The organism is Pseudoalteromonas sp. UCD-33C (genome assembly GCF_001306895.1).
GTDB lineage: Bacteria > Pseudomonadota > Gammaproteobacteria > Enterobacterales > Alteromonadaceae > Pseudoalteromonas.
Window position 1 is genome coordinate 393631 of sequence record NZ_LJTB01000001.1, and the last position, 24041, is coordinate 417671.

The following is a 24041-nucleotide window of genomic DNA, read 5'->3' on the forward strand; positions in this document are numbered from 1 at the left end:
GCGAACATGTCGCGCTTTTATTAGCATCCCTTACGGGCGATACACTTTTACATTGCTAAAGCCTTCTTCGTGCAAGATCAGCGCTTGAAGCTGACTCATCACACCTTTAGCGCAGTATAAGTAATATTCTTTATCTTTTGGTAAGTCACCAAATTTAGTCGCTAAGCGGAAGAAAGGTAAATGCACAACTTCAATACCTTCAAGCTCTAGTGGGTTTGCATCTTCTTCATCAGGTGAGCGAATATCAACAACAACCGCCCCTTCAGGTAAATCAGATACAGACTCAGCTTCTTTCACTTCTTCTTTTGCTTCGGTGTCGATATCGCGAATATCCATCACACGCGCATTTTCAACAACTGTATTTAGCACGTCGAAGTCAAACTTAGCTTCTTCAGCAAGAATAGTTTTGATTTTAGCTTTAACTGTTGGCTTTTTAGAAATCACACCACAGTATTCAGGCATGCTTTCTGCCATCTCAGCCGTGCCGATTTGACGCGCAATATTGATTATATCTTGCTTGTCGTGTTGGATTAACGGGCGAATGATTAAAGTTTCCGTCACACGGTCAATCACACTCAAATTAGCCAATGTTTGGCTTGATACCTGACCAATACTTTCGCCAGTTACTAGTGCTTGTACACCTAGTTTTTCTGCAACTTGGCTACCGGCACGCATCATCATTCGCTTAAGCACAACACCCATTTGGCTGTTTTCAACGTTCTCTAAGATTTCTGCTACAACAGGTTCAAAATCAACAGTAACAAACTTCACTTTATGAGTAGAGCTGAACTGTTTCCAGATATAATAACTCGCCTGCTTAACACCGATTTCGTGCGCAGCACCACCTAAGTTAAAGAACAAGAAGTGAGTACGTGCACCTTTACGGATCATTTGATAGCTGGCAACACCAGAGTCAAAACCACCCGACATAAGCGACAATACATCTTCTTGTGTTGGCAGCGGGAAGCCCGCCATACCTAAGTGAGTTTGAGTAACAATGTATGCTTTATCATCACGTACTTCTAAGCGAACAGTCACTTCAGGGTGAGATAACTTAACGCGCGCACCTTCAACATGCTGGTTTAAACCACCACCTACGTAGCGCTCTACATCGCTCGATGTGAAATCATGCTTACCAGAACGTTTACAACGCACACAGAAGGTTTTGCCCGCAATCGTATGGCCGATTAGTTCAAGTGCTTTTTGGTAAATATCGTCGATTGAGTCGAAGTCTGTTTCTGTTACTTCAATAAACTGTACGATACCTGGAATGCGTTTTAAGCCATCGATAATATCTAAGCGAACTTGCTCAGATTCTAGCAAGCTAACAACAGAGATATTGTCCCAGTTGTTTCTTACCTGAACTTTTTCGTCAACACGACGCAAAACGATCTTAATGTTATTTTCTAATAACTTGGTAAAACGCTTACGAACAGATTTACTCTTGATCGCGATTTCAGGGTGTAATTTGACGATAAATTTAAGCATAGTTCACTCTTAGACTGTGGATTTCACACGCCCTAAGGTATAGCAACCTCAAGGGCGCGCGATTATAACAAAAATTATAGCGTCTAGGAAATAAACTGCTTTGCGGGATTATTGTTCGCTTTGCTCTGTTTCAGCAAGGGCCAAATACTTGGCTCTTAATTGGTTAACTTGCTCTAGATGTTGCTCGGTGCAATGAGCTTTTAATAGCAGTAATACTTTTAAAATACCGTTATAAATATCAGCTCTGGCAAGTTCACCACTTAAGCGGCGAGCTTTGATGTAAGGCGTCCAAAAGCTCACGGTCATTTTAAGCATATGCGCAAGTTCTGTAACATCTTCGTCTTCAATGCAAATAACACCACCTTCACGTAATGCAAACAGCACATCTTTGACTTGCTCTAAAAGCTCAGCTTGAAACGCAATGTAGCCTTTTTTCAGCTCTTCATCACGAGATAAAATATCGCCTAAGTTGTCGTAGAAAAACTGAAAACGCCACATTAATTCAAACAGTGAATCTAGGTAGCCCGCCAGGTTTTCTAGCGCATCATCGTCTGGAGTCAGTGGCTTAAAGTGAGTGTGTAGATGGTCGCTATACAAAGCAAAAATGTGACGAATAATATCTTCTTTATTTTTAAAGTGATAATACAAGTTACCTGGACTTATCCCCATATGCGAAGCGATATGGTTGGTTGTTATGGCACGCTCACCGTGGCGATTAAATAATTCGATGCTGGTGTGTATGATTTTGTCCTTTGTGCTCATAGCCTATTTACTCTGTTTTTTTATGATTATTACGGTCCCCAGCCGAGCAGTATAAACAAATGCGCGACAATTAAATACTACCTTGAAAAATATTAACCTCAATCGGCTTAGTACCTTATATAGGTGAAGGTTCCTAATCCGATACGCGTATTTTCTAAGCTGCATAGTCGAGAAAACACTGTTAATATAGCAGGCAAATTTATAAATCGCTGATAGTTATGAACGTTACTGCAATCTATCCGGGCACTTTCGACCCACTTACAAATGGCCATACAGACTTAATTCATCGCGCGGCAAAAATGTTCGATAAAGTAATTGTTGCCATTGCGCATAACCCAAGTAAGCAACCATGCTTTACTCTTGATGAGCGCGTTGAGCTTGCTAATAAAATTTTGGCGCATCTTGATAATGTGAGTGTAATTGGTTTTTCAGGCTTATTAGCTGATTTAGCTCGGGACCATAAAGCCGAAGTGCTTATTCGTGGTATTCGTGCGGTGTCTGACTTCGACTATGAATTTCAGTTAGCGAATATGAATCGTCGCCTGAATCCAGATCTAGAAAGTGTATTTTTAACACCGGCAGAAAAAAATTCATTTATTTCATCGACTCTCGTCAAAGAAGTCGCACGCCACAATGGCGATGTGAGCGAGTTTGTTGACCCTATTGTAGCTAAAGCCTTACAGGATAAAATTCACGGATGAAATTAAAAAAGTTCATTAGCTTAACTGCATTACTAATGATCTCTGCACCAAGTGTTGCTGGGCCATGGATAGAAAGTGACGACCCGTTACTTCGCGCTTCAATCGAAATGCTATTTAACCAAGGCATTATTAAACAGCCTATTAATAGCTACCCATTAATGTGGCAAGGTATCGCACGCGACCTAGACGTTGCCAATACAAGCCAACTAGATGAGCAAAGCTTATTTGCTTATCAGCATGTAAAACATGCTCTTGATAATGCAAAACAAAAAACCAACTCAGGTATTCGCCTAAACTACAATAGCGAACCACACTCTCAGCAAGGGTTTGGTAAACGCCACCAGCAAGAAAGCGGTATAAATAGTTATGGTTCAATCACAGGAAAGCGTGTTAGCGCTAAAGTCAGTGTAAATTATGCCGATGACGCCCTTGATAAGCAGCATGTTACTTACCAAGATAGCTATTTAGCCGTACTCCTGGGTAATTGGTCACTTAGTGCGGAGCAAGTTAGTCATTGGTGGGGGCCAAGTAACGATAACGCCCTACTACTATCAAATAATGCGGCGCCAATGAAAGGCGTGCGCTTTACCAGAGCAAATACCCAATATGTAGGCCCAAGTTGGTTATCATTTATCGGTAACTGGCAGTTAACGGGTATTTACGCCAAACAAAAGCCATATCTAAATAGCTCAGATGACGGTGACTTTTGGGCGCTCCGATTTGCAAGTACCCCATTAACAGGCCTTGAAATAGCAATTAACAGTGCAGGCTCTGATTATTTAACTAACCTAGAAATTGACCCTGTTACACTCGAAAGCAATGAATCAACACACCGTTTAACGAGTTTAGATGTTAAGTACTCAACCACTTTAGCAGCTCAACCAGTGGCATTTTATGCTGAAGTAATGGGTCGAAATGAAAGTGGCTTAGCACCAAGCGAGCCATTTTATACGTTGGGTGTTGAAAGCTATTTTGGCTCGAAAGAGAGCCTACTAAAAAGTTACTTTGAATATTCAAATACAGAGCAAACTTGTGAGCAAATTAGCGATTGCGTATATGGCTCTGGCAGCTATACACAACGCTCGCGCTTAATTGGCAGCTCAACACCACTACAAAGTAAATCGGCTATCCTTGGCGCCTATTACCACACTCTGAATGGTTATGGTGGCCATGCTAAGCTTCGTTGGATTGAAAGCGAAACCACACACGCTGAGCTCGCATCAGAGATGAGTCAGTTGCAGTTAGAACTCGGTTATCAGCAATCTGTGTTTAACGGCCTGTGGAAAGTGACAGGGCTTATTTCAAAGGATGAAATTGGTGATGAGTCAGAAACAAACACAGCACTTAGAACCAGTTGGGAATACCGCTTTTAACTAATTGAGGTTAAGTTGGTTTAGCTTGACCTCGAATTCGCCTATAAAGCTTTACAAGCCCTAAAAAGTCTTTATTACTGAAAAGTGCGATGAGCATCATGATATCCATCAGGTTCACTGTGATACTGTAGACATCCCAAAACCACCAGCTTCCTGTATAGGCGTAGTTAATATCGAAATACATGCCTAAAAACAGTGATGAGTTAACTAAAAGCCCTGTGTATATATAAAGTTTAGCAGGAGCCTGAGTAAGACTTCGCTTTCGAGCAATTAACCACACAATGAGTAGTATTGTTAAATCAGATAGCGCCCAAATAACATAAGCAAAGCTTGAATCTAAGATATCGTAGCCAAGCGCCACATTAAGTAATGGATCGCTCATCATGTAGGAGATAAACAGTGCAAGTGAGATCCACATTACTGTTTTGTCACCATTTGGCGCTGATGATTTCTTTACCATGTTATAAAGAAACGACATCAAGAAACCCCACATGATAAATGCTGCGAGGTATACTCCAAAATTGTCTTGGATTAGTTTAAGCATTTATCGCTTTCTCAATGCTTTGTTTACTTCTAAAAAAATTAACTAATGCTACTAACTTGAAAAAGTCTTTATTCGTTAACAAGGCAATTAACATCGATATATCCATTATATTGACAGTGACTGTATATACATCCCAAAGCCACCATCTTTCTTCATTCCCGTAGACACTAACATCTAGATATAAGCCAAAAAACAAGCTGCTATTCGTTAGCAAGCCAATAATCACATACAACTTGGCTGGGAATTTTTCTATCGAACTATTTCGACTAATAAGCAGAATAATACCCAAACATGTCAAATCAAGAATGCACCAAATAATAAAAATAGAAGCATATCTCAACGACTCTATTTCAAAAGCCATAGATACTAATGGGTCGGTCAGTAAGTAAGAGAGAAAAATCGATAAAGATATCCACATCAAAGTTTTATCTTTACTTACAATTGAGGAGCGACTAACCATATTGAATAAAAAGGTCATCAAAAAGCCCCACATAATTAATGTGGCTAGATATGTGCCCAGTGTTTGCTGAATGGTTATTATTAAATTACTAATATTCATAATTAGATTAGGACCACAATTAGTAAATAAATGAATGGTAATGAATAGTTAAAACGTGGAGTTTTTATGGATTGCTTTCTGCTATCTAGTAGCCAAGATTGCTTTTTTTATGCTTTTTAAACAAGTAGTTCTTAATTTTACTAACAAATAAAAAGTCTTTATTCGTTATTAAGGCAACAATCATTAGAAAATCAACAACGTTGACACCAATTGAGTAAAAGGTCCAGAACCACCAAACCTCTCGATTCCATAGTACAATTAAATCAATATGAATAAGTGCGTACAGAACACTATTAATTATTAATCCAGCGTATATATACTTAGCTGCGGTAGAAGTTTTAGACAAAAAGCGGTGTGAAATAAGAATAAAGATAAGTGTTACAAGATCATATACGAACCATTCTATATATAGGTTTGTATTGGAGCTTTCTAGTTCAATGAAGTGGTTGCTACTAAAATACGAAACAGCCATGAAGAAGGAAGTGATTACCAAAGACTTATCTTGATTAAGCTCACTTACATAAAAAAACAAATTAAGTAAGAACGCCATCAGCATTCCTAAAACTATAATCGTGTCGAAATGTAAACCGAGCGAGCTTAAATCAAAATACATCTAACTTATTTTTTCCAAAAATTATGTCTCTTTTTTATCTGGGAAAACTAGACCACCGCCACCGCGTTGGATTTCAGCACCACCAGATAAAGCCAAGGCTTCACTTGATAAAGTTACTGTATCAGATTGCAGGGTTTTATTACTAGTAGTTTGTTCCAAAGCAGGCTTTGTTTGTTGCATTTGGCTGTAAGCTTGCATTTGCAATTGGCTATTGTTTGAAACTTGCATAAGTTAATTCCTTTAAGTTAATTGTTTTTTCAGTACAGCTTACAATAGCTTGCAAGCTGAGTTAAGCGTTCTCATTTTTTTGACGCTTTTTTATACTTCATCGCGACGTTGCCACCGCGCTGATAATAAAGCAATTAACGATCCAACTTTTATAAGTTTTGATCTTTTTGATCATAAAAATCAGCAAATCTAAATTTCAGGTATAAAAAAACGCACAGGGGTAACCGTGCGTTTTTCTCATCCAGGGAATTTAAGCCACGTGTTTACACGGGATCACCGCGCTATTACTTGGCTTTAAAATATATTCCATTGCCACTTCATCGCAGTTCTCTTTGCGAAGGCAAAGCTCACAATCTTTGATCACTTTTTCTGGCAAACTGTCTTTGCTACAAAAGCTGAAACCTTGGCTTGCAAAAAACTCTGGCACTCTTGTCAGGACAATTACCCGACTAAGCGCCAAGCTTTTGGCTTTTTTTAGCAAATGTTCAACAAGTTGACGCCCCTGCCCGGCAATTCGTGATTCGGGGTCCACCCCAAGCGAGCGAATTTCAGCAAGGCCAGTGTCGTAAATATACAGCGAAGCACAGCCAGCAACTTGGTTTTCAACTTCTGTGACAGCAAACTCATTAATTGAGTGAATCATGTCGCTCTTAGCGCGTGGTAGGTTTTCACCTACCGTAGCCCAATGCTGAATAAGCTTAGCGATGGACTCAACATCATTTAAGGTTGCGTCACGTACCGCTATTTGCTGTTTTTTTTTGCGTATTTGATGGCACTTGTTACTTGCTCAAGAGAGGTACCACCCTGCGCTTGTCTTGCTTTAATACAGGCATCTATTTCTAATACAGGATATACATCTGATTCGAAAATGCTATGCACTGACTTAAATTGCTCTAAACTTAAATCTTCTAAGTTATTCCCTTGTGCAATAGCCATTTGCACGAGCGTACCAACAATGTGGTGACCTTCTCTAAATGGAATACCTTTAGCCACTAAATAGTCAGCAAGTTCAGTCGCATTTGAGTGACCACCTTTTGCAGCTGCTAATGTTTTATCTGCATTAACTTTAATGCCTTTGATACACGCTTGCGCCATATGAATACATGCCAGCCAAGTTGGCATTGCATCAAATAAGCCCTCTTTGTCCTCTTGCATATCTTTATTGTAAGCAAGTGGTAGCGCTTTAAGTGTCATCATCATGGCACTGAATGCGCCAAAAACACGGCCTGTTTTACCACGGATTAATTCAAGTGCATCTGGGTTTTTCTTTTGCGGCATTAGTGAAGAGCCTGATGTTACCCCATCAGAAAGCTCAATAAAGCCCGCTTCACCCGAGTTATAGAAAATTAAATCTTCAGCCATGCGCGACAAGTGGATCATCGAAATCGATGCACAGCTTAATAGCTCAACTACAAAATCACGATCTGATACAGCATCAAGGCTATTGCGTGTGGCACCGGTAAAACCTAACCCTTCGGCAAGAGTTTGCCTATCAATTGGGTACGCAGTCCCGGCTAATGCACCGCTACCAAGTGGGCAATAATTCATACGATTTTTGGCATCGGTTAAGCGGCTTTCATCACGCTCAAGCATTTCAACATAGGCCATACACCAATGACTAAATAGCACAGGTTGTGCGCGCTGTAAGTGTGTGTAACCAGGTAAAATAGTGCCAAGCTCACGCTCAGCTAAAGCAATAAACTCACCTTTAAGCTCTGCAATTGCTTCAAGAATATGCTCAGCTGTATCACGACACCACAAGCGGAAATCTGTTGCAACTTGGTCATTACGGCTGCGACCGGTGTGTAACTTTTTAGCAAGGTCACCCACTTTATCAATCAGTGCTGATTCAACATAAGAATGAATGTCTTCATGCCCAGCTACAGCCACTGCTTGTGGGTTTGCTTTAACTTCATCTAACAGCTTATTAAGTGCTGCAACTAAGTCATCGTATTCTTGCTGGTTTAGAACATTGACTTGTTTTAACGCCCCAGCCCAAGCAACTGAACCAATAATGTCTTGCTCTGCAAGTTGATAATCAAAAGGAAGTGAATCGTTGAATTGTTTAAACGCTTCATCTGGACCCGTAGAAAAACGTCCGCCCCATAGTGCCATTGAACTGTCTCCAAATTCGGCTATTGCCCTGCAATGCAGGGCAATAATTAAATTACTTTTTCGTTAGTGCTGAGATTCTGCTAGATAGCGAGAATAAACGAATGAAGCCTTCTGCATGTGATTGGTCATATACATCATCTTCGCCGAAGGTTGCGAAATCTTCGCTGTATAAGCTATTCGGTGATTTTTTCTGTACCGCAGTGACTTGGCCTTTATAAAGCTTAAGCACTACTTCACCCGTTGCTAACTTAGACAGTGATTCAGCACCAGCTAGAATCGAGTCTTTTAATGGCGTAAACCAACGACCGTCATAGACTAAGTGAGAGAACTCGCCACCAAGTACTTCTTTCCATTTTCGGCTTGATTTATCTAGCACTAGCTCGTCAATCGCTTGAAGAGCAGCCATGATCACAGTGCCCCCTGGTGTTTCATAACAGCCACGCGACTTCATACCCACTAAACGGTTTTCTACGATATCAACACGACCTACACCATGCGGCGCAGCAATGTCATTTAATTTAACTAGGCAGTCATATGGTTTAAGTGATTCACCATTTACAGCAACCACTTCACCTTCAACAACGTTTAATGTTACATATTCTGCTTCATTGGGTGCTTGCTCTGGCGAGTTAGTCCATGTCCATACTTGATCACTTGGTTGGCACCATGGATCTTCAAGCTCACCACCTTCGTGAGAAATGTGCCAAGCATTAGCATCACGGCTATAAATTTTTGTTGCTGACGCAGAACACGGAATATTACGCTCAGCTAAGTAATCAAGTAATGACTCACGGCTTGATAAGTCCCACTCACGCCAAGGGGCAATCACTTTTAGATCAGGTGCAAGGGCTGCGAAACATGACTCAAAACGCACCTGATCGTTACCTTTACCAGTACAACCATGCGAAAGCGCATCGGCACCTACTTTACGGGCAATTTCAACCTGCGCTTTAGCAATGATTGGACGCGCCATAGATGTACCTAGTAAATAAGTGCCTTCGTAAATAGAACCCGTTTTTAAAGTTGGGTAAATATAGTCACTGACCATTTCGTCTTTTAAGTCAACGATATGACATTCCGACGCACCTGAAGCAATGGCTTTTTCTTCAACGCCTTCAAGCTCTTCTGCGCCTTGGCCAACATCAGCAACAAACGCGATTACTTCACAGCCGTAGTTTTCTTTTAACCATGGCACGATTGCCGATGTATCAAGACCACCAGAATAGGCTAATACGACTTTTTTAATTGAACTCATTGGTGTTCCTTAAACAAAATTTGGATTTAATAATGTGACAAGTAGAGCATTTTGCGCGTGCATACGATTCTCTGCTTGTTGAATAATTTTTGATGCTGGGCCATCCATTACCTCAGAGGTAATTTCAAACTCACGATGCGCTGGCTGACAATGCAGTACCGTTTGCGCACCGGTTTTCTCTAGTAGGGCTTGGTTAAGCTGATATGGCATATATTTAGCTTTAACCTGCTCAAGCGGTGTTTTATCACCCATTGAAACCCAGGTATCAGCATAGACTGCATTTGCGCCAACTGCCGCCTCAATTCTGTCACTCACCATAACAGACGCACCATTCATTGCTGCAATTTGCTCTGCTTGCTTAAGAATTTGCGAATCTGGCGAACTGCCTTTAGGACAAACTGCAACAAAATCAGTACCTAAAGTGGCAGCTAATAGCATTAGAGAGTGTGTGACGTTGTTACCTTCACCTAAGTAAGCAAGCTTTAGTTTGCTAACATCACCATGGACTTCTTGCAGCGTTAAAAAGTCAGCAAGCGCTTGGCACGGGTGATATAAGTCACATAAGCTATTAACAACAGGCACCGATGAATATTCAGCAAGCGTGGTCAGTGTTTTGTGTGCATTCACGCGAGCAACAATGCCATCTGCCCAAGTTGAGATATTAAGAGCAAAGTCTTTAACTGATTCACGAGCGCCCATAGCACCATTTTGTGAATCTAAATAAACTGCGTGACCACCCAGTTTATTAATACCAATATCAAATGATAAACGAGTACGTAAGCTTGGCTTTTCAAACAATGTAACCACTGATTTGCCCGCTAATGCTTGGCTGAAGTCTGTTGGGTTTGCTTTAATTTTTTGCGCTAAGTTTAGTAATTTAAGTGCGCCCTTTTGGTCTAATTCAAGACCATTTAAGAAATTCTTTAACATGAAATACCTATGGTGTAATTTTCGTTCCTACATGTTCGCCTTTTAATAAAGCGACTAAGTTCTCTGGCTTCAGCCAGCTTGAGATATACACACCACGTCGTAAATGTTGGGCAGCAAGAAGGCTGGTCTTTACTTTGACCTCCATCCCGCCCTGAATGACTCCTTCAAGGATAAGTGTTTCGATTTGCTGCGTATTAAGTTGATGTAGAGGCTGCTTATTGGCATCAAGCACAGCTTCTACGTCTGTCATAAAAATAAGTTCTGCATTAAGCTCTTTAGCGATAGCCGCTGCAGCTTCATCTGCATTGACGTTGTACCATTGGCCATCTTCTCCAAAGCCAATAGAGCTCACTAGGGGTAAACGACCTTGTTCAAGCATGCTAGGTAGCACGCTGTCACAACTACCTGAGCACTGACCTACTTGCGCCAATACTTTAAGTTTTTCAGATACCAGTACACCCGCTTCATAAAGGCTTAAACCCACAGGTTTGTGGCCAGCGCTGATTGCTTGGCTCATCAATTGTTTATTGGCACAACCGGCAAGAGCACCAACAATATATGGCATTTGCTCATTTGGGCTAATACGTAAGCCTTGATGTTTTGCAGTTACAAAGCCGGCGTCTTTAAGCCAAGCATCAACCAAGGCTCCACCACCATGAACAATCACAAAGTTATCTTGTTGCTCAGAGGCTAAAACATCAAAAAGCGCTTTTGCGGCATCTGCGCTATTTAACACAGCACCACCGACTTTAATGATCCAAGTTTTCATTACAGCGCTCCTACTAAGCCAGTATGGTGAGGTTCACCCATGGCTAAATTAATGCACTGTAATGCTTGCCCAGCTGCACCTTTTAGAAGGTTATCAATCGCTGACATAACGATGAGTTGCTCACCTTTTTGTTGCCATGCAATATCAACAAATGGTTGCTTAGCCACGCCTTTAATGCTTGGAATTTTATTGCCAAGTAAACGAATTAACGGCTCGTTAGCTAATACTTGATAAGCCGCATTCACTTGCTCTGCAGTTACGCCTGGTTTTAATTGCACATAAATAGTTTCTAAAATTCCACGGGGGAAGTTACCCAAATGTGGCGTGAATAGCACAGGGTGACCAAGGTGCTGCTCAATCTCAGGTGTGTGTCTGTGGTTAAACAAGCCATAAGGAGCAAGTGACACTTCGCAAAAGTGCGTGTTAACACTGGCTTTTCTGCCAGCGCCTGTAACACCTGACACCGCATTAACAATAATGGCTTGATCAGCTAATAGCCCTGCTTCTTTAAGTGGTTTTAAAGAATTAAGTGCTGCTGTAGGGTAACAACCCGCTACAGCTACAAGGTTCGCTTTACTAATCGCATCGCCATTCCATTCAGCTAAACCATATGCTGCTTGCTCTAAAAGATCTGGGTGTTCATGTGCGAAACCGTAATAAGTCAGGTAATCCTCATTCCCAGCTAAACGGAAACCACCAGATAGGTCGAATACTTTTTTACCCATGGCTAAAAATTGCGGCGCAAGATCAACACTGACCTTGTGATCTGTACACAGGCATACATAGTCAGCATTGCTTTCGATATCTTTGTACGCTTCAGAAGTTAGAGGTTGTAGTGGGTACTCTAACAATCCAAGGTGCTCAGGGTATAAATCGCTTAATAATTTACCTTTATCTAAACTCCCTTCAGACACATAACATGCTTGTAGGGTCAGTTTTGGGTGCTTAGCAACTAAACTTGCTAGCTCTGCGCCGCTATAACCACTTGCGCCAATAATCACTACATTCATTGCTTACTTTTACCTATTAAATCTATTTATCGATACGCCTAAAATTACTCGCTCAATTGCGAATAAAAACACTGTCTAAAGTAATGAAATCAGGTTATCGTCGTTTCGTGTTCATCGTACAGCTTTACTAATATTTATGCTTAAAAAGTGAATTGATATTCATCATAAATACTTTTATATTGTTATGCAATTAGATTGAATAATTATTTTTGGATTTTTTTATGTCGCTACCCTCTTTTATATCTATGTATCAGCAGCTGATTGCTGCCCCTTCAATTAGTGCGATTGAAGATTCTTTGTGCATGAGCAATAAAGGGGTTATTACCTTGCTCGCAGACTGGTGTGAAAGCCTGGGTTTTACATGTGAAATCACAGAGCTTGAAAACGGTAAAGGCCGTTACAACTTATTAGCGAAACGCGGTGAAGGAGATGGCGGTTTAATGCTTGCAGGTCATACTGATACTGTGCCATTTGATGATAGCCGCTGGAACTACGATCCGTTTAAACTCAGCGAGCATGACAATAAACTTTATGGTTTAGGTAGTATTGATATGAAGGGCTTTTTTGCCTTTGTATTGCAAGCAATTAGTGAGCTTGATGCTACGAAGCAAACAGAGCCACTTTTAATTTTAGCCACAGCCGATGAAGAAACCACAATGGCGGGTGCACAACAAATTTGCCGCCACCCAGACTTAAAACCAGCGCGCTGCATCATTGGTGAGCCAACTGATATGACACCGGTATTTACTCATAAAGGTCATATGAGTACAGCCATTCGAGTAATTGGTCGCTCAGGCCATAGCTCTGATCCTGAACGTGGTTTAAACGCCATCGAAGTCATGCATAAAATGATTACAAAGTTGTTAATCATCAAAGAAGAGTTAAAGAATAAATATTCAGTTGAGCACTTTGAAATTCCGTACCCTACTTTAAACCTTGGCCATATTCATGGTGGTGATAATGCCAACCGCATTTGTGGCTGCTGTGAAATGCACATTGATATGCGGCCTTTACCTGGTTTAAGTGTGCAAGAACTACAAGCCATTTTGTTAACTGCTGCAGAAGAAATTAATGCCCAATACCCAAATGCAGTGAGTGTTATCGACATGCATGAACCTATCCCAGCATTTAGTGGTAGCACTGATACAGCATTAGTAAAACTGGCCGAAAAAGTCTCAGGTCAACCAGCTGTCGCTGTAAACTATTGTACAGAAGCCCCTTTTATTCAACAGCTTGGCTGCGAAACCATCGTCATGGGGCCCGGCTCAATTAACCAAGCCCACCAGCCAGATGAGTTTTTGGCGATGGAAAAAATTAAACCATCACAAGCGATTATCAGTAACATGATTAAAGCAAGCTGCTTTAGTAATATACCCAAACCACCTCAAGATGCGAGTTTCAGTTGGAATTAAAAGCGATTTAGACAAGGCATTGATTGCAAGTAATAGTGGTTCTATTTTTAAAATCAATAACGCAGTATAAATCGCTTTTAAACCAACCCTTCGGGCGCTTCACAGGCACTTACTCTCATCGTTGTTACTTCTTAAAAGGGACTACCATTCTTGCAAAGTAACGCCTTGATATTAAGCACCTGTGAAACGCTGAATTCTGCATCTTGAGGTGGCTTGGGTATAATAAAAGGGAGCATCACGCTCCCTTTTCTAATCCATGTACTTACTCAAGTACTTTTTAAATACCGGATCAGTTTTCGCTAGTTCTTTTTGCTCCGCTAAAATATCTTTTAGAATTGCTTTAGAGGTTAACGGGTTGGCTAATACAACACGAAATACCACGGTAGGTTGATGGTCATATTTTGCAGGAGTTAAACGAGTACGCGATACAAAAGAACGACCCGCTTCACGCTGACGTTTTTGCATGCTTGCAGTAAAGCGATTCAACGAAGCGTAAATATCTAATTTCGTTTCTTCGTCAGCATCTTTAAGCTTCGCTTGGATTTCTTTTGGTACGTAACGATAGGTTAATAAGCAAAGCTCAGGCTCTGAGATTAACTCAAAGTCTTCATCCTGCTTGATCATGTCGGCAAAAGTGCGTGCTTTCACGATACTGCGATCAATTAGCATCTCGTAGCCTTTACGGCCAATAACACGTAAGCAAGCATGCACTAACATTGCCATACCAGGGCGGCTGCCCTCAAGGGTATGACTGCCTAAATCTTTTGAGCCTTTACGAAGAATATATTCCGCATGATGCTCAATAGCATCCGTCGCAGCTGGGTCTTTAAATAACACCAGACCAGCCCCCATTGGTACATACATTTGTTTGTGTGCATCAATGGTTATTGAATCAGCGCGTTCGATACCGCTCAATAGATGGCGGTAATTTGAAGATAATAAGGTTGAACCACCCCATGCAGCATCGACATGAAAATGACAGCCAAGTTCTTCGCTCAAATCAGCCATTTCATTTAGTGGATCTATGCTGCCTGTTTCAGTCGTCCCAGCAACACCCACGAGTGCCATTACCTTAATGCCAGAGGCTTCAAGCTCATGAGCCTTTTTACGCATCGCATCAACATCGACTTTATTATTTTCGCCGGTTGCAATTGCGACAATGTTATCGCGACCAATACCCAGTAAATCAACGGTTTTGCCTAATGAGTAATGACCTCGCTCAGAAACAAGCACAGCTAAGCCTTTATAGCCATAATGCAGCATTCCAGCGATTAACCCCTGTGCAGCAATACCTTTATAGTCACCATCCGCTTTTAATAAACGGTTGCGGGCAATCCATAGTGCAGTAATGTTAGCAACAGTGCCACCTGAACAAAATGCGCCTAATGACGTTTTCGCACTGTGCATCCATTTACTATAAAAGCTGTCGTCTTCTCCATATGCAAGGTGATGCATCATGCCCAAAACTTGTCTTTCAAGAGGCGTAAATGCCTTTGAAGTTTCAATTTTTACTAGGTTTTGGTTAAGACCGACCATTAACTTAGACAGCGGTAACACAAAATGCGGTAATGCTGAGGTCATATGGCCAATAAAGCTCGGCGCAGCGGTATGAACAGAATGAGCAACCAACTGCTCCATAATGTCTTGAGCATAGTCAGATACAAAGGTCGGCTCTTCTGGAATAGTAGCCGTTTGAAAGTCTTTTTCAATTTCGTGCAAAGGCTTTTCGATAGCAGCTATGTTCTCATTTAAGAACCCAGCTAAGTTGCTAGAAATTTCAGATTCGATTTTACTTAATGTCGAGTCTGGTGCTTCTGGCACCGTAAAAATACGAATCAAGCTTTCTTTAGAGGCGACGGCACAACGCTTTTGATCCATCCTAATACCCATAATTAGCAGCTAAAAATGCACCCGATGATGGGACATCTAGGTAAGCACTTTTGCGGCACTGTTTCTACGAAATTGGCTAACTTTACTGGAATATCACGAAAATGTCTCGCATAAAGCAAAAAAGCGCTAATTTCGATGACAAAAAAGTGATCAGTTAATGAAATTTGCAGTCATTTTATACTATCAGATACGCTTTTTTTGAGTATAATCAAACGATAACTGCAAAGGGAATCTCTATGCCCAAAGGAATGCAAAAAACCAGCTGGCTGCTATATGGCTTCGCCGCATTTTTTATTAGCTTATTTGGCTATATCTATTACACCTATGAAACCACGCGTAGTGAGATCATGGAGAATATCGATACCAAACTGCTTAATGCTGCGGTCAGTGTCAAACATATCCTAGGTGATGACTATCACAATATAGTTAATGCGGGCTTACCAATCTCTTCGGCAATATATAAAGACAAAAGCCGAGCCCTATCTGAGTATGCAAAACAAATGCAGCTTGCCTATGTGTACGCAATGGTATTGCGCGACGGCAAAGTCTACTTTAGTGCGTCGAGTTACACGCAAAAAGATCAAAACAATGGCCGCGTAACACAGTTTCTAGATGCCTACCCCGAAGCGACAGAACTTAACAAAGAAGCTTTTTTTTCAACAGAGCCGGTATTTGAGGTATCAAAAGATCAATGGGGCTATTTTAAAAGCATCTTTGTCACTTTTGTTGATGATAATGGTCACACCTATATAACTGGTGCCGACATAACCATTAGTGACTTAAATCAGCAACTGCAGCACAGTGTGACCCGTGCAATGATCACAGGCTGTTTCTTTTTCTTTATTGCAGCGCTAATTGCTGGGCTGTATTTTTTACAACTAAAACGCTCCCTCTCAACAGATGCCCGCACCGGCTTTGCTAACCATGTTGCCCTTGAATACTACATAAAAAAAACCACCAAACACCGTATGGAGCTAGCAGTTATTGCCATTAATGAGTTAGAAGATATTAGCAGTTTTTATGGCACTGAAGTGAGCGACAAAGTAATGGCTAACTTGCTTAGCTATTTTCAATCAAGGATGCCTAGCGAAGGATTTGTCTATCGATTAGCAACGAATAAAATTGCGCTATTACGAACGCATAGTGATGAGCGTAATATCGATGATGTTATTAATGCTTTTAACTATGCTATTCCTGCGTTAAAAGAGCCTTATATCTACGTGAGCTTGTATGCAGGTATTGCTACAGGTAATAAATTAATGCTGATTGAAAATGCCCATGTTGCGCTGCAACAAGCAAAGCTAAATAATCAGCGTATTGTACGTTATGAAAATGTGTTTAAGCAGGTTGAAGAGAAGTTTAGAAGCAATGTTACGCTTGCCAAAGAAGTAAAAGAAGCCTTCGATAACAACCGTATCGTACCTTACTTTCAAGCGGTCTATAATAACCAAAGCAAACACATTGACCATTATCAATGCCTAGCCAGAATGGCCAGTGCCACGGGTCGTATTCATGCGCCAGATTACTTTATGATGGTGCTAAAGCGCTCACGTATGGACGGTCTTTTAAGGCGCACCATGTTTACTCGCTGCATTGAGCAGTTTAGAAAAACCAATGTGCGATGGAGTATCAACATTACCGCACAAGATATTCTCGACCCAAGCTTAAGCGAGTTTTTAGAGTTACAACTTAGGCGCTATCCGCAGCCTCATAATATTATTTTTCAGTTTTATGAGCGTGATGCCATTGCTTACTTTAGTGAAGTAAAAACCTTTATTAACACCCTAAAAAATAAAGGTGCTCAGGTTATTATCAATGAATTCGGCGCGGGCTTTTCAAACTTACCCCACATTAGGAAGCTAGAAATTGATGGCTTGAAGCTAGATAAAGGGTTGGTGAGCCAAATTCATACCAATACTGATAACTATCTATTTATTGAAAACTTGGTGAAATATGCTCAGCAATTAAAATTAGATGTAATTGCTGAGCAAGTTGAGAACGAACAAATAGCTGACGCGCTTGCTCGAGCAGGTGTTACTTTAATGCAAGGGAGTCATTTTGCACCGCCGACTCCCTATATTCATTAAAGGTTGATCACCAAACGGTGACTTTGTTGACCACTGGCCCAATATTTACGTTCGAATGGGGTAATTGCAGTATCGCTTTCATACAGCTCAACATCGCACTTATGCCCTGCAAGCTCTAATGAGCGGGCAAACTCTTTTACGTATATATCCCAGTTGCTTCTCAGCTCTAAGCGGCCGCCTAATTTTACGATATACGGAAAAATTGCAGCGCCGTGCCAGCGTCTTTGCAAGTGCTTTGCTTTTGGCCAAGGGTTTGGATACAACAAGTAATGATGACTCGGTTGCCAGTTTGCAGCCACCGCTAAGCGCCAAAAATCATTTAAATCAGCTTGTACTAAAATGTACTGCCCTGCATCCGTTTGCTTGTACTCGATATCATGCTTATCTAAACGATGTGATGACTTATCAATGCCAATCACCAATGCATCAGGGTGACGTTTAGCTAAGTTAGCGGTGCTTTCACCCACACCACAACACGAATCAAGAATAATAGGCCCGTTAAATGCCTGCACCTTTTCGTTTACCTGATCAAAAGCCGCTTGCGTATGCTCTGCAATCGGCTTTTTAAATTCAGCACTTAGGTGCTTTAAAACAATTTCGTCTAGCTTTTCATGTAAGCTAGGTTGATTCGATACAATACTTCTCGAATTTGCATCCGTCATTAGTGTCTAAGCCCCACACCACGTTTAATAAGGGTTAATGCTAACGTAAATAAACCCACAATAAATAAACCAAGTACACCAAATGCTACCGATAAGTCGACATCAGACACACCTAAGAAACCATATCTAAATGCATTTACCATATAAATAATTGGGTTTACTTGTGATACGCCTTGCCAAAATTCTGGCAACAAGGTGATAGAGTAAAACACCCCACCGAGATAAGTCAGCGGCGTTAAAATAAAGGTCGGGATGATACTAATATCATCAAAGCTATTAGCATAAATTGCATTGATAAGTCCGCCTAACGCAAATACAGCCGACGTTAAAATAACCGTAGCCATAATCACAAAAATATTATGAATTTGAATATCAACAAATAGCAAAGAGACACAGGTAACAATTAAACCAACCAGCATACCTCGTGTCATACCACCGCCCATGTAGCCAAGTACAATGATGTAGTTTGGCACTGGTGCAACTAAGAGCTCTTCAATGCTTTTTTGAAATTTAGTGGAATAAAAGCTCGAGGCAACATTCGAGTAAGAGTTGGTGATCACCGACATCATAATCAGACCCGGGACAATAAACTCCATATAACTAAAGCCACCCATATCACCGATACGAGAACCTATCAGATTACCAAAAATCACAAAGTACAGGCTCATCGTGATTGCAGGTGGAACTAAGGTTTGCACCCAAATACGTAAAAAGCGAATACACTCTTTGATCCAAATACTTTTTAGCGCTACTCCATATCTAAACATTATTCGCCTCGCCCTTGTTCTAATAACCCTACAAACAGCTCTTCTAAACGGTTTGCTTTATTTCGCATACTCAGCACAGTATTACCTTGTTCAGTCAGCGCACTAAAAACCTGGTTTAAGCCCTGAGACTTCGCCACTTCAACTTCTAAAGTGTGATCATCGGTCAGTGTGTATTTATAACCTTCAATGCTAATTGGCTGTACTGGCTGCTTTAAATCAAGTACGAAAGTTTCTTTATCAAGCTTGGCAAGTAACGCTTTAATGGTGGTGTTTTCAACAATCACACCACTGTCGATAATCGCGATGTTTTTACATAACAGCTCAGCTTCTTCTAGATAATGGGTGGTCAAGATGATGGTCACACCTTGCTTATTAATCTCGCGAAGAAAATCCCACATAGAGCGACGTAGCTCAATATCAACACCCGCTGTTGGTTCATCTAAAATGAGTAATTTAGGTTCATGCATCAGTGCACGAGCAATCATTAAACGGCGTTTCATACCACCTGAAAGGGTGCGCGCTTGTTTATCTTTTTTCTCAAATAAGCCTAGCTGCTTTAAGTATTTTTCGGCACGCTCATGCGCCAGCTTTCTTGGTACACCGTAATAGCCTGCTTGGTTAACCAAAATTTGATTTAGTGTTTCAAACTGACTGAAATTAAATTCTTGCGGTACTAAGCCTAGTTCAGACTTAGCAGCTTCAAGGTCTGTATCAATATCGTGACCAAATACCTGGACACGGCCGGCGCTTTTATTCACTAACGATGAGATAACACCAATAGTGGTTGATTTACCTGCCCCGTTTGGTCCAAGTAAGGCAAAGAAGTCGCCTTGCTGAACTTGTAAATCAATGCCTTTTACGGCTTCAACACCATTTTTATAAACCTTTTTTAGGCCTTCAATATTTAATGCGATCGTTTTTTCGCTCACTGTTTGCCCTCTCCATAACCCCAACGTTTCGTCAAAGTATGTTCAATGTTTAAATGATCTAAAATTCGCGCCACCATAAAATCAACCAAATCGGAAATCTGCTCTGGTTGATGATAAAACCCCGGTGCCGCAGGCATAATAGTTACGCCTAGTCGTGCTAGCTTCAGCATGTTTTCAAGGTGGATTTCGCTAAATGGCGTTTCACGCGGGACTAAAATCAGTTGCCCACGCTCTTTAATAACCACGTCAGCAGCGCGTTCGAGTAAGTTATCTGATGCGCCGACCGCAATTGCAGATACTGAACCTGCACTACAAGGGCACACCACCATTTTTTTCGGCGCGGCTGAACCAGATGCAACAGGACTAAACCAGTTGTCTTTACCAAATACTTTTAGTTGCTCAGGAGCGGCATTAAAAAGTGTACTAAGCTGCTCTGTCGCTTTGTATTCATTACCCGAAAGTTTGATATTCGATTCTGTATCAAAGACCACTCTTGCCGCACTTGAGATCAATACATACACCTGAAACTGCTGTTCAAGTAATACCTCTAGTAACCGTAAGCCATAGGGAGCACCTGAAGCACCGCTAAAAGCTAACGTTATTTTATCTTTAAATTGCATACAGTTAAGCTCCGTATACTGGTTAGTTTTGCTCAAGGGCTGTGATTAAACGCTGATGAATACCTTCAAAACCACCATTACTCATAATTAAAATATGCTGTGACGGCGCACTGTTGCCAACAACCTGAGTAATGATTTCCTCAGTGCTTTTCATGCAATGCATACCTGCTTTGTCTGCATATTCTTTAAGCGACCAGCTTAAATTTTCTGGCTCAAATAAATACACATCATCTGCTGCATCGAGTGAATCAATCAGGGTTTGTTGATGCACGCCCATTTTCATGGTGTTTGAACGAGGCTCTAAAATAGCAATTATCTTATCAGTGCCTACTTTTGCACGTAGCCCTGCTAAGGTCGTTTTAATTGCCGTTGGATGATGGGCAAAGTCGTCATACACTTTTATTGAATTAACGTCGGCCTTAAGCTCCATACGGCGCTTAGGTGAGATAAACTCAGCTAATCCAGCAATACTGACTGATACCGCGATGCCTACATGTCTGGCTGCTGCAATAGCCATAATGGCATTTTTGACATTGTGCTCACCCATGGCTTGCCAGCTGACAACACCTTGCACTTGTGAATTTAGTAGTACTTCAAATTCACTACCATCAGCTTTTAGTAAACGGTAATCCCAATCACCCTCCAGTGTTTCACTTTCGCTCCAAAGGCCACGCTCAATCACATCTTGTAGTGCTTCGTCTTGGCTTGGCCAAATCACTTTGCCACTACAGGGTAATGTACGCATCAAGTGGTGAAATTGTTTCTTTATCGCGTTTAAATCTTCAAAAATATCAGCATGATCAAATTCAAGATTATTTAGAATTAAGGTGCGCGGTAAGTAATGAACAAATTTACTGCGTTTATCGAAAAACGCCGTGTCGTATTCGTCGGCTTCAATAACAAAAAATGGCGTTTCGCCTACACGGGCAGACACACCAAAGTTTTGTACGATACCACCAATTAAAAAGCCCGGTTTCATTCCTGCGTATTCTAGTAACCATGCCAGCATACTGGCTGTAGTCGTTTTGCCGTGTGTTCCGGCCACAGCCAACACCCAAGAGTTTTGCAGTAAATTATGCTTTAACCATTCTGGACCAGAAGTATAAGGCAAGCCTTTATCAAGAACGTATTCAACGCAAGGGTTGCCTCGGCTCATAGCATTACCAATCACCACCATATCTGGCGCGGGTTCTAGTTGGGCAACGTCATAACCTTGGGTGAGTGTAATTCCTAGCTCTTCTAATTGCGTGCTCATCGGCGGGTACACATTTTGATCAGAGCCTGTCACTGTGTGACCTAACGATTTAGCGATTGCGGCAATACCACCCATAAAGGTGCCACAAATTCCAAGAATGTGAATATGCATCTACTGTCCTGAGCAAAATGAATAAGAGATAAGTAAGGCGTTATAATGCCAAATATAAGCTTTACTTACCATTACTACACGGCATTAGAGTATTGCCAAATAGCCAACATAAAAAAACACCTCAACTTGAGGTGTTTTTTAATTAAGTTTAAAGCCTATTTTACAGCATTAAGAATGCAAACAAACCGACACCTAATAGTAAGCGATAGATAACAAATGGCATCATGCCCATGCGCTCAATCACTTTTAAGAAAAAGAAAATACATGCATAAGCCGATACAAATGATAAACCTGCGCCTAATAGAATTGCATGCCAATCAATCGCCTCGCCCGCTGTAGCCAATTGATATACATAATATGAACCAGCTGCAGCAATAACTGGAATTGACATTAAAAACGAAAAACGTGCGGCGCTTTGCTTGTTTAGACCCAACATTAAGCCCACAGTAATGGTAATACCTGAACGGGATGTGCCAGGAAATACCATAGCGAGCACTTGCGAGAAGCCTAATAAAAGCGCACTGAAAAAGTTTACTTGGTAAATATTCTTGACTTGCTTTGCTTTTACATCGGCATACCAAAGTAACAAACCAAATACGATGGTTGAAGTAGCAATAACCCAGGCATTACGCGAGTAGCTTTCCACAAAATCTTTAAATAAATAACCAATTAATAATGCTGGAATGGTCGCAACAATAATCCACCAGCCTAAACGACTATCATCGGTTGCGCCTTGTGAACCAAACGATTTAAACCACGCACCGAGAATATCCACCACTTCTTTACGAAAATACAGTACCACAGCACCTAGCGTACCTACGTGTACCGCAACATCAAATGCCAAGCCTTGGTCGTGCCAACCTAAAACTTGTGAGGGTAAAATTAAATGTGCTGAGCTCGAAATAGGTAAAAACTCAGTCAATCCTTGAATTAAGGCTAAAACAATTATCTCAATAATACTCATGGGTTAGAAAACTCCACCTTCCATAGTTTTTGTTGTGGGTTGTTATAATTATTCCATAACTCAGCCAAAGTTAGCTTAGCTACGGGGTGATAAAAATCGGGAGCAATTTCAGCGAGAGGCTGCAATACAAACGCATTTTTGGTTATTTCATCCCGCGGTAATTGCGCAGGCGAATCACAGATAATGTCATCATAAAACAATAAATCAAGGTCTAATGTGCGAGGACTAAACTTTTTATCCTCACGAGTGCGGCCATTATCAAGCTCAATTTTTTTCAGTAGTTTACATAGTTCAGCTAATGGCATATCTGTTTTTGCTGCGACCACTGAATTATAAAAATTACTACCTGCAAACCCCACTGCTTCACTTTCATAAACAGACGAATGTATAAAGTCTGGAAAGTGAGGCTTTAAGGCAATAAGCGCTTGTCGAAGATAATGCTCTTTATTGACATTAGAGCCTAAGCTTATAAAAATTTGCGCCATGGTTAGTTTGCCTTACAACGGGTGATCTCAACTCCCACCGTTTGCGCTTGTGGTACTGCGGCTGGTTTACTAACACGTATAGTGACTTGGTTAGTCGCAAACTCAGCTAAAATAATGGCAGCTAATTGCTCAACTAAAGTTTCAAGTAACTCGACTGGTTTTGCCGTTGTATGCTCAATCACTCGTTCACTCACTTTGGCGTAATCAAGTGCTAAATTTATATCATCAGTTGCCGCTGCGGCAGAAATATCACATAACATTTCGATATCAAAATACAGGCTTTGTTTACTTTCTTTTTCAAAATCATACACGCCAATAATGGTGTCTACATGTAGTTGTGATATATATACCTTGTCCATTGATACTCCAAGTGACATGAATATTAAAACAACTCCTCATACTAAACGCTTATTGATAACAATAATGCGCTATATAAGCTGTCATACTGTTTTAATATATAAAAATTACCCCTACAATAACGGATAGATGCATTGCAATAAGGTGCTTACATT

The 24041-nt window shown here is 41.0% G+C and carries 22 protein-coding genes and 1 pseudogene; 4 read left to right on the plus strand and 19 right to left on the minus strand.

What is annotated here, in order from left to right; all coding sequences use genetic code 11:
- Positions 1-30: 30 nt before the first annotated feature.
- Both thiI and AOG26_RS01680 read right to left on the minus strand, forming a co-directional pair.
- Entirely contained in the window at positions 31-1488 is a 1458-nt protein-coding gene (gene thiI, locus AOG26_RS01675) for a tRNA uracil 4-sulfurtransferase ThiI (RefSeq protein WP_054560932.1), read from the minus strand.
- Between the two features lie 108 nt (positions 1489-1596).
- A complete protein-coding gene (locus AOG26_RS01680; protein WP_054560933.1) occupies positions 1597-2250 on the minus strand; it encodes a TetR/AcrR family transcriptional regulator in 654 nt (217 codons plus the stop codon).
- A gap of 218 nt (positions 2251-2468) precedes the next feature.
- On the opposite strand from AOG26_RS01680, the gene coaD reads away from it, so the two are divergent.
- Both coaD and AOG26_RS01690 read left to right on the plus strand, forming a co-directional pair.
- A complete protein-coding gene (coaD, locus tag AOG26_RS01685; protein ID WP_054551099.1) occupies positions 2469-2951 on the plus strand; it encodes a pantetheine-phosphate adenylyltransferase in 483 nt (160 codons plus the stop codon).
- Positions 2948-4324, plus strand: a complete 1377-nt coding sequence (locus AOG26_RS01690; protein ID WP_054560934.1) for a capsule assembly Wzi family protein — start codon at positions 2948-2950, stop codon at positions 4322-4324. Before coaD ends, AOG26_RS01690 begins: the two co-directional genes overlap by 4 nt.
- 10 nt (positions 4325-4334) lie before the next feature.
- On the opposite strand, the gene AOG26_RS01695 is transcribed toward AOG26_RS01690, so the two are convergent.
- The 8 genes and pseudogenes from AOG26_RS01695 to argC form a co-directional block, all read right to left on the minus strand.
- On the minus strand, positions 4335-4868 hold the full coding sequence (locus AOG26_RS01695; RefSeq protein WP_054560935.1) for a hypothetical protein: 534 nt from the start codon (positions 4866-4868) through the stop codon (positions 4335-4337).
- Positions 4861-5427 (minus strand): hypothetical protein, encoded by a 567-nt coding sequence (locus AOG26_RS01700; RefSeq protein ID WP_152966927.1) that lies wholly within the window; start codon positions 5425-5427, stop codon positions 4861-4863. The genes AOG26_RS01695 and AOG26_RS01700 overlap by 8 nt, the downstream gene beginning before the upstream one ends.
- Before the next feature lie 634 nt (positions 5428-6061).
- Positions 6062-6268, minus strand: a complete 207-nt coding sequence (locus tag AOG26_RS01710; protein WP_054560938.1) for a hypothetical protein — start codon at positions 6266-6268, stop codon at positions 6062-6064.
- Between the two features lie 250 nt (positions 6269-6518).
- Positions 6519-8383: pseudogene (gene argH / locus AOG26_RS01720) on the minus strand (argininosuccinate lyase).
- Positions 8384-8435: 52 nt separating this feature from the next.
- A complete protein-coding gene (locus tag AOG26_RS01725) occupies positions 8436-9638 on the minus strand; it encodes an argininosuccinate synthase (protein ID WP_054551091.1) in 1203 nt (400 codons plus the stop codon).
- A 9-nt stretch (positions 9639-9647) separates the two neighbouring features.
- Positions 9648-10568, minus strand: coding sequence for an ornithine carbamoyltransferase (locus tag AOG26_RS01730; RefSeq protein WP_054560941.1), 921 nt, complete (start codon positions 10566-10568; stop codon positions 9648-9650).
- Positions 10569-10575: 7 nt separating this feature from the next.
- Positions 10576-11337 (minus strand): acetylglutamate kinase, encoded by a 762-nt coding sequence (gene argB / locus AOG26_RS01735; RefSeq protein ID WP_054560942.1) that lies wholly within the window; start codon positions 11335-11337, stop codon positions 10576-10578.
- Positions 11337-12347 (minus strand): N-acetyl-gamma-glutamyl-phosphate reductase, encoded by a 1011-nt coding sequence (gene argC / locus AOG26_RS01740; protein ID WP_054560943.1) that lies wholly within the window; start codon positions 12345-12347, stop codon positions 11337-11339. The genes argB and argC overlap by 1 nt, the downstream gene beginning before the upstream one ends.
- Before the next feature lie 221 nt (positions 12348-12568).
- Between argC and argE the strand changes: the two genes are divergently transcribed.
- On the plus strand, positions 12569-13759 hold the full coding sequence (gene argE, locus AOG26_RS01745) for an acetylornithine deacetylase (protein WP_054560944.1): 1191 nt from the start codon (positions 12569-12571) through the stop codon (positions 13757-13759).
- A gap of 249 nt (positions 13760-14008) precedes the next feature.
- Here argE and panP read toward each other — a convergent pair whose 3' ends face one another.
- Complete coding sequence (gene panP / locus AOG26_RS01750; RefSeq protein ID WP_054560945.1) at positions 14009-15637, minus strand: pyridoxal-dependent aspartate 1-decarboxylase PanP; 1629 nt, start codon at positions 15635-15637, stop codon at positions 14009-14011.
- A 248-nt stretch (positions 15638-15885) separates the two neighbouring features.
- Here panP and AOG26_RS01755 point away from each other — a divergent pair, with 248 nt between their 5' ends.
- A complete protein-coding gene (locus AOG26_RS01755) occupies positions 15886-17736 on the plus strand; it encodes a bifunctional diguanylate cyclase/phosphodiesterase (RefSeq protein ID WP_054560946.1) in 1851 nt (616 codons plus the stop codon).
- Here AOG26_RS01755 and trmB read toward each other — a convergent pair.
- The 8 genes from trmB to folB form a co-directional block, all read right to left on the minus strand.
- Positions 17733-18398 (minus strand): tRNA (guanine(46)-N(7))-methyltransferase TrmB, encoded by a 666-nt coding sequence (gene trmB, locus AOG26_RS01760; RefSeq protein WP_054560947.1) that lies wholly within the window; start codon positions 18396-18398, stop codon positions 17733-17735. The two genes, AOG26_RS01755 and trmB, sit on opposite strands and share 4 nt — an antisense overlap.
- A complete protein-coding gene (locus AOG26_RS01765) occupies positions 18398-19165 on the minus strand; it encodes an ABC transporter permease (protein ID WP_054560948.1) in 768 nt (255 codons plus the stop codon). Before AOG26_RS01765 ends, trmB begins: the two co-directional genes overlap by 1 nt.
- Positions 19165-20094 carry an ABC transporter ATP-binding protein gene (locus AOG26_RS01770; protein ID WP_054551082.1) on the minus strand — a complete coding sequence of 310 codons (930 nt, stop codon included), beginning with the start codon at positions 20092-20094 and terminating at the stop codon, positions 19165-19167. Before AOG26_RS01770 ends, AOG26_RS01765 begins: the two co-directional genes overlap by 1 nt.
- The gene (locus AOG26_RS01775; RefSeq protein ID WP_054560949.1) at positions 20091-20714 is read right to left on the minus strand and encodes a flavin prenyltransferase UbiX; all 624 of its coding nucleotides are present in this window, start codon (positions 20712-20714) and stop codon (positions 20091-20093) included. Before AOG26_RS01775 ends, AOG26_RS01770 begins: the two co-directional genes overlap by 4 nt.
- A 22-nt stretch (positions 20715-20736) precedes the next feature.
- Positions 20737-22080 (minus strand): UDP-N-acetylmuramate:L-alanyl-gamma-D-glutamyl-meso-diaminopimelate ligase, encoded by a 1344-nt coding sequence (mpl, locus tag AOG26_RS01780; RefSeq protein ID WP_054560950.1) that lies wholly within the window; start codon positions 22078-22080, stop codon positions 20737-20739.
- Positions 22081-22240: 160 nt separating this feature from the next.
- Positions 22241-23044: an undecaprenyl-diphosphate phosphatase gene (locus AOG26_RS01785; RefSeq protein WP_054560951.1), complete on the minus strand. Its 804-nt coding sequence runs from the start codon at positions 23042-23044 to the stop codon at positions 22241-22243.
- Positions 23041-23529: a 2-amino-4-hydroxy-6-hydroxymethyldihydropteridine diphosphokinase gene (folK, locus tag AOG26_RS01790; protein WP_054560952.1), complete on the minus strand. Its 489-nt coding sequence runs from the start codon at positions 23527-23529 to the stop codon at positions 23041-23043. The genes AOG26_RS01785 and folK overlap by 4 nt, the downstream gene beginning before the upstream one ends.
- A gap of 2 nt (positions 23530-23531) precedes the next feature.
- Positions 23532-23888, minus strand: coding sequence for a dihydroneopterin aldolase (folB, locus tag AOG26_RS01795; RefSeq protein WP_054560953.1), 357 nt, complete (start codon positions 23886-23888; stop codon positions 23532-23534).
- Positions 23889-24041: the final 153 nt, after the last annotated feature.

What these genes read in the sequence shown, in the direction of transcription:
- argC (WP_054560943.1), bottom strand. Translation starts at nt 12,347, where the DNA reads ATGAATGTAGTGATTATTGGCGCAAGTGGTTATAGCGGCGCAGAGCTA.
- AOG26_RS01690 (WP_054560934.1), top strand. Translation starts at nt 2,948, where the DNA reads ATGAAATTAAAAAAGTTCATTAGCTTAACTGCATTACTAATGATCTCT.
- mpl (WP_054560950.1), bottom strand. Translation starts at nt 22,080, where the DNA reads ATGCATATTCACATTCTTGGAATTTGTGGCACCTTTATGGGTGGTATT.
- AOG26_RS01775 (WP_054560949.1), bottom strand. Translation starts at nt 20,714, where the DNA reads ATGCAATTTAAAGATAAAATAACGTTAGCTTTTAGCGGTGCTTCAGGT.
- AOG26_RS01765 (WP_054560948.1), bottom strand. Translation starts at nt 19,165, where the DNA reads ATGTTTAGATATGGAGTAGCGCTAAAAAGTATTTGGATCAAAGAGTGT.
- AOG26_RS01730 (WP_054560941.1), bottom strand. Translation starts at nt 10,568, where the DNA reads ATGTTAAAGAATTTCTTAAATGGTCTTGAATTAGACCAAAAGGGCGCA.
- AOG26_RS01695 (WP_054560935.1), bottom strand. Translation starts at nt 4,868, where the DNA reads ATGCTTAAACTAATCCAAGACAATTTTGGAGTATACCTCGCAGCATTT.
- argE (WP_054560944.1), top strand. Translation starts at nt 12,569, where the DNA reads ATGTCGCTACCCTCTTTTATATCTATGTATCAGCAGCTGATTGCTGCC.
- panP (WP_054560945.1), bottom strand. Translation starts at nt 15,637, where the DNA reads ATGGATCAAAAGCGTTGTGCCGTCGCCTCTAAAGAAAGCTTGATTCGT.
- AOG26_RS01680 (WP_054560933.1), bottom strand. Translation starts at nt 2,250, where the DNA reads ATGAGCACAAAGGACAAAATCATACACACCAGCATCGAATTATTTAAT.
- folK (WP_054560952.1), bottom strand. Translation starts at nt 23,529, where the DNA reads ATGGCGCAAATTTTTATAAGCTTAGGCTCTAATGTCAATAAAGAGCAT.
- folB (WP_054560953.1), bottom strand. Translation starts at nt 23,888, where the DNA reads ATGGACAAGGTATATATATCACAACTACATGTAGACACCATTATTGGC.
- AOG26_RS01785 (WP_054560951.1), bottom strand. Translation starts at nt 23,044, where the DNA reads ATGAGTATTATTGAGATAATTGTTTTAGCCTTAATTCAAGGATTGACT.
- AOG26_RS01700 (WP_152966927.1), bottom strand. Translation starts at nt 5,427, where the DNA reads ATGAATATTAGTAATTTAATAATAACCATTCAGCAAACACTGGGCACA.
- thiI (WP_054560932.1), bottom strand. Translation starts at nt 1,488, where the DNA reads ATGCTTAAATTTATCGTCAAATTACACCCTGAAATCGCGATCAAGAGT.
- argB (WP_054560942.1), bottom strand. Translation starts at nt 11,337, where the DNA reads ATGAAAACTTGGATCATTAAAGTCGGTGGTGCTGTGTTAAATAGCGCA.
- AOG26_RS01755 (WP_054560946.1), top strand. Translation starts at nt 15,886, where the DNA reads ATGCCCAAAGGAATGCAAAAAACCAGCTGGCTGCTATATGGCTTCGCC.
- trmB (WP_054560947.1), bottom strand. Translation starts at nt 18,398, where the DNA reads ATGACGGATGCAAATTCGAGAAGTATTGTATCGAATCAACCTAGCTTA.
- AOG26_RS01725 (WP_054551091.1), bottom strand. Translation starts at nt 9,638, where the DNA reads ATGAGTTCAATTAAAAAAGTCGTATTAGCCTATTCTGGTGGTCTTGAT.
- AOG26_RS01710 (WP_054560938.1), bottom strand. Translation starts at nt 6,268, where the DNA reads ATGCAAGTTTCAAACAATAGCCAATTGCAAATGCAAGCTTACAGCCAA.
- coaD (WP_054551099.1), top strand. Translation starts at nt 2,469, where the DNA reads ATGAACGTTACTGCAATCTATCCGGGCACTTTCGACCCACTTACAAAT.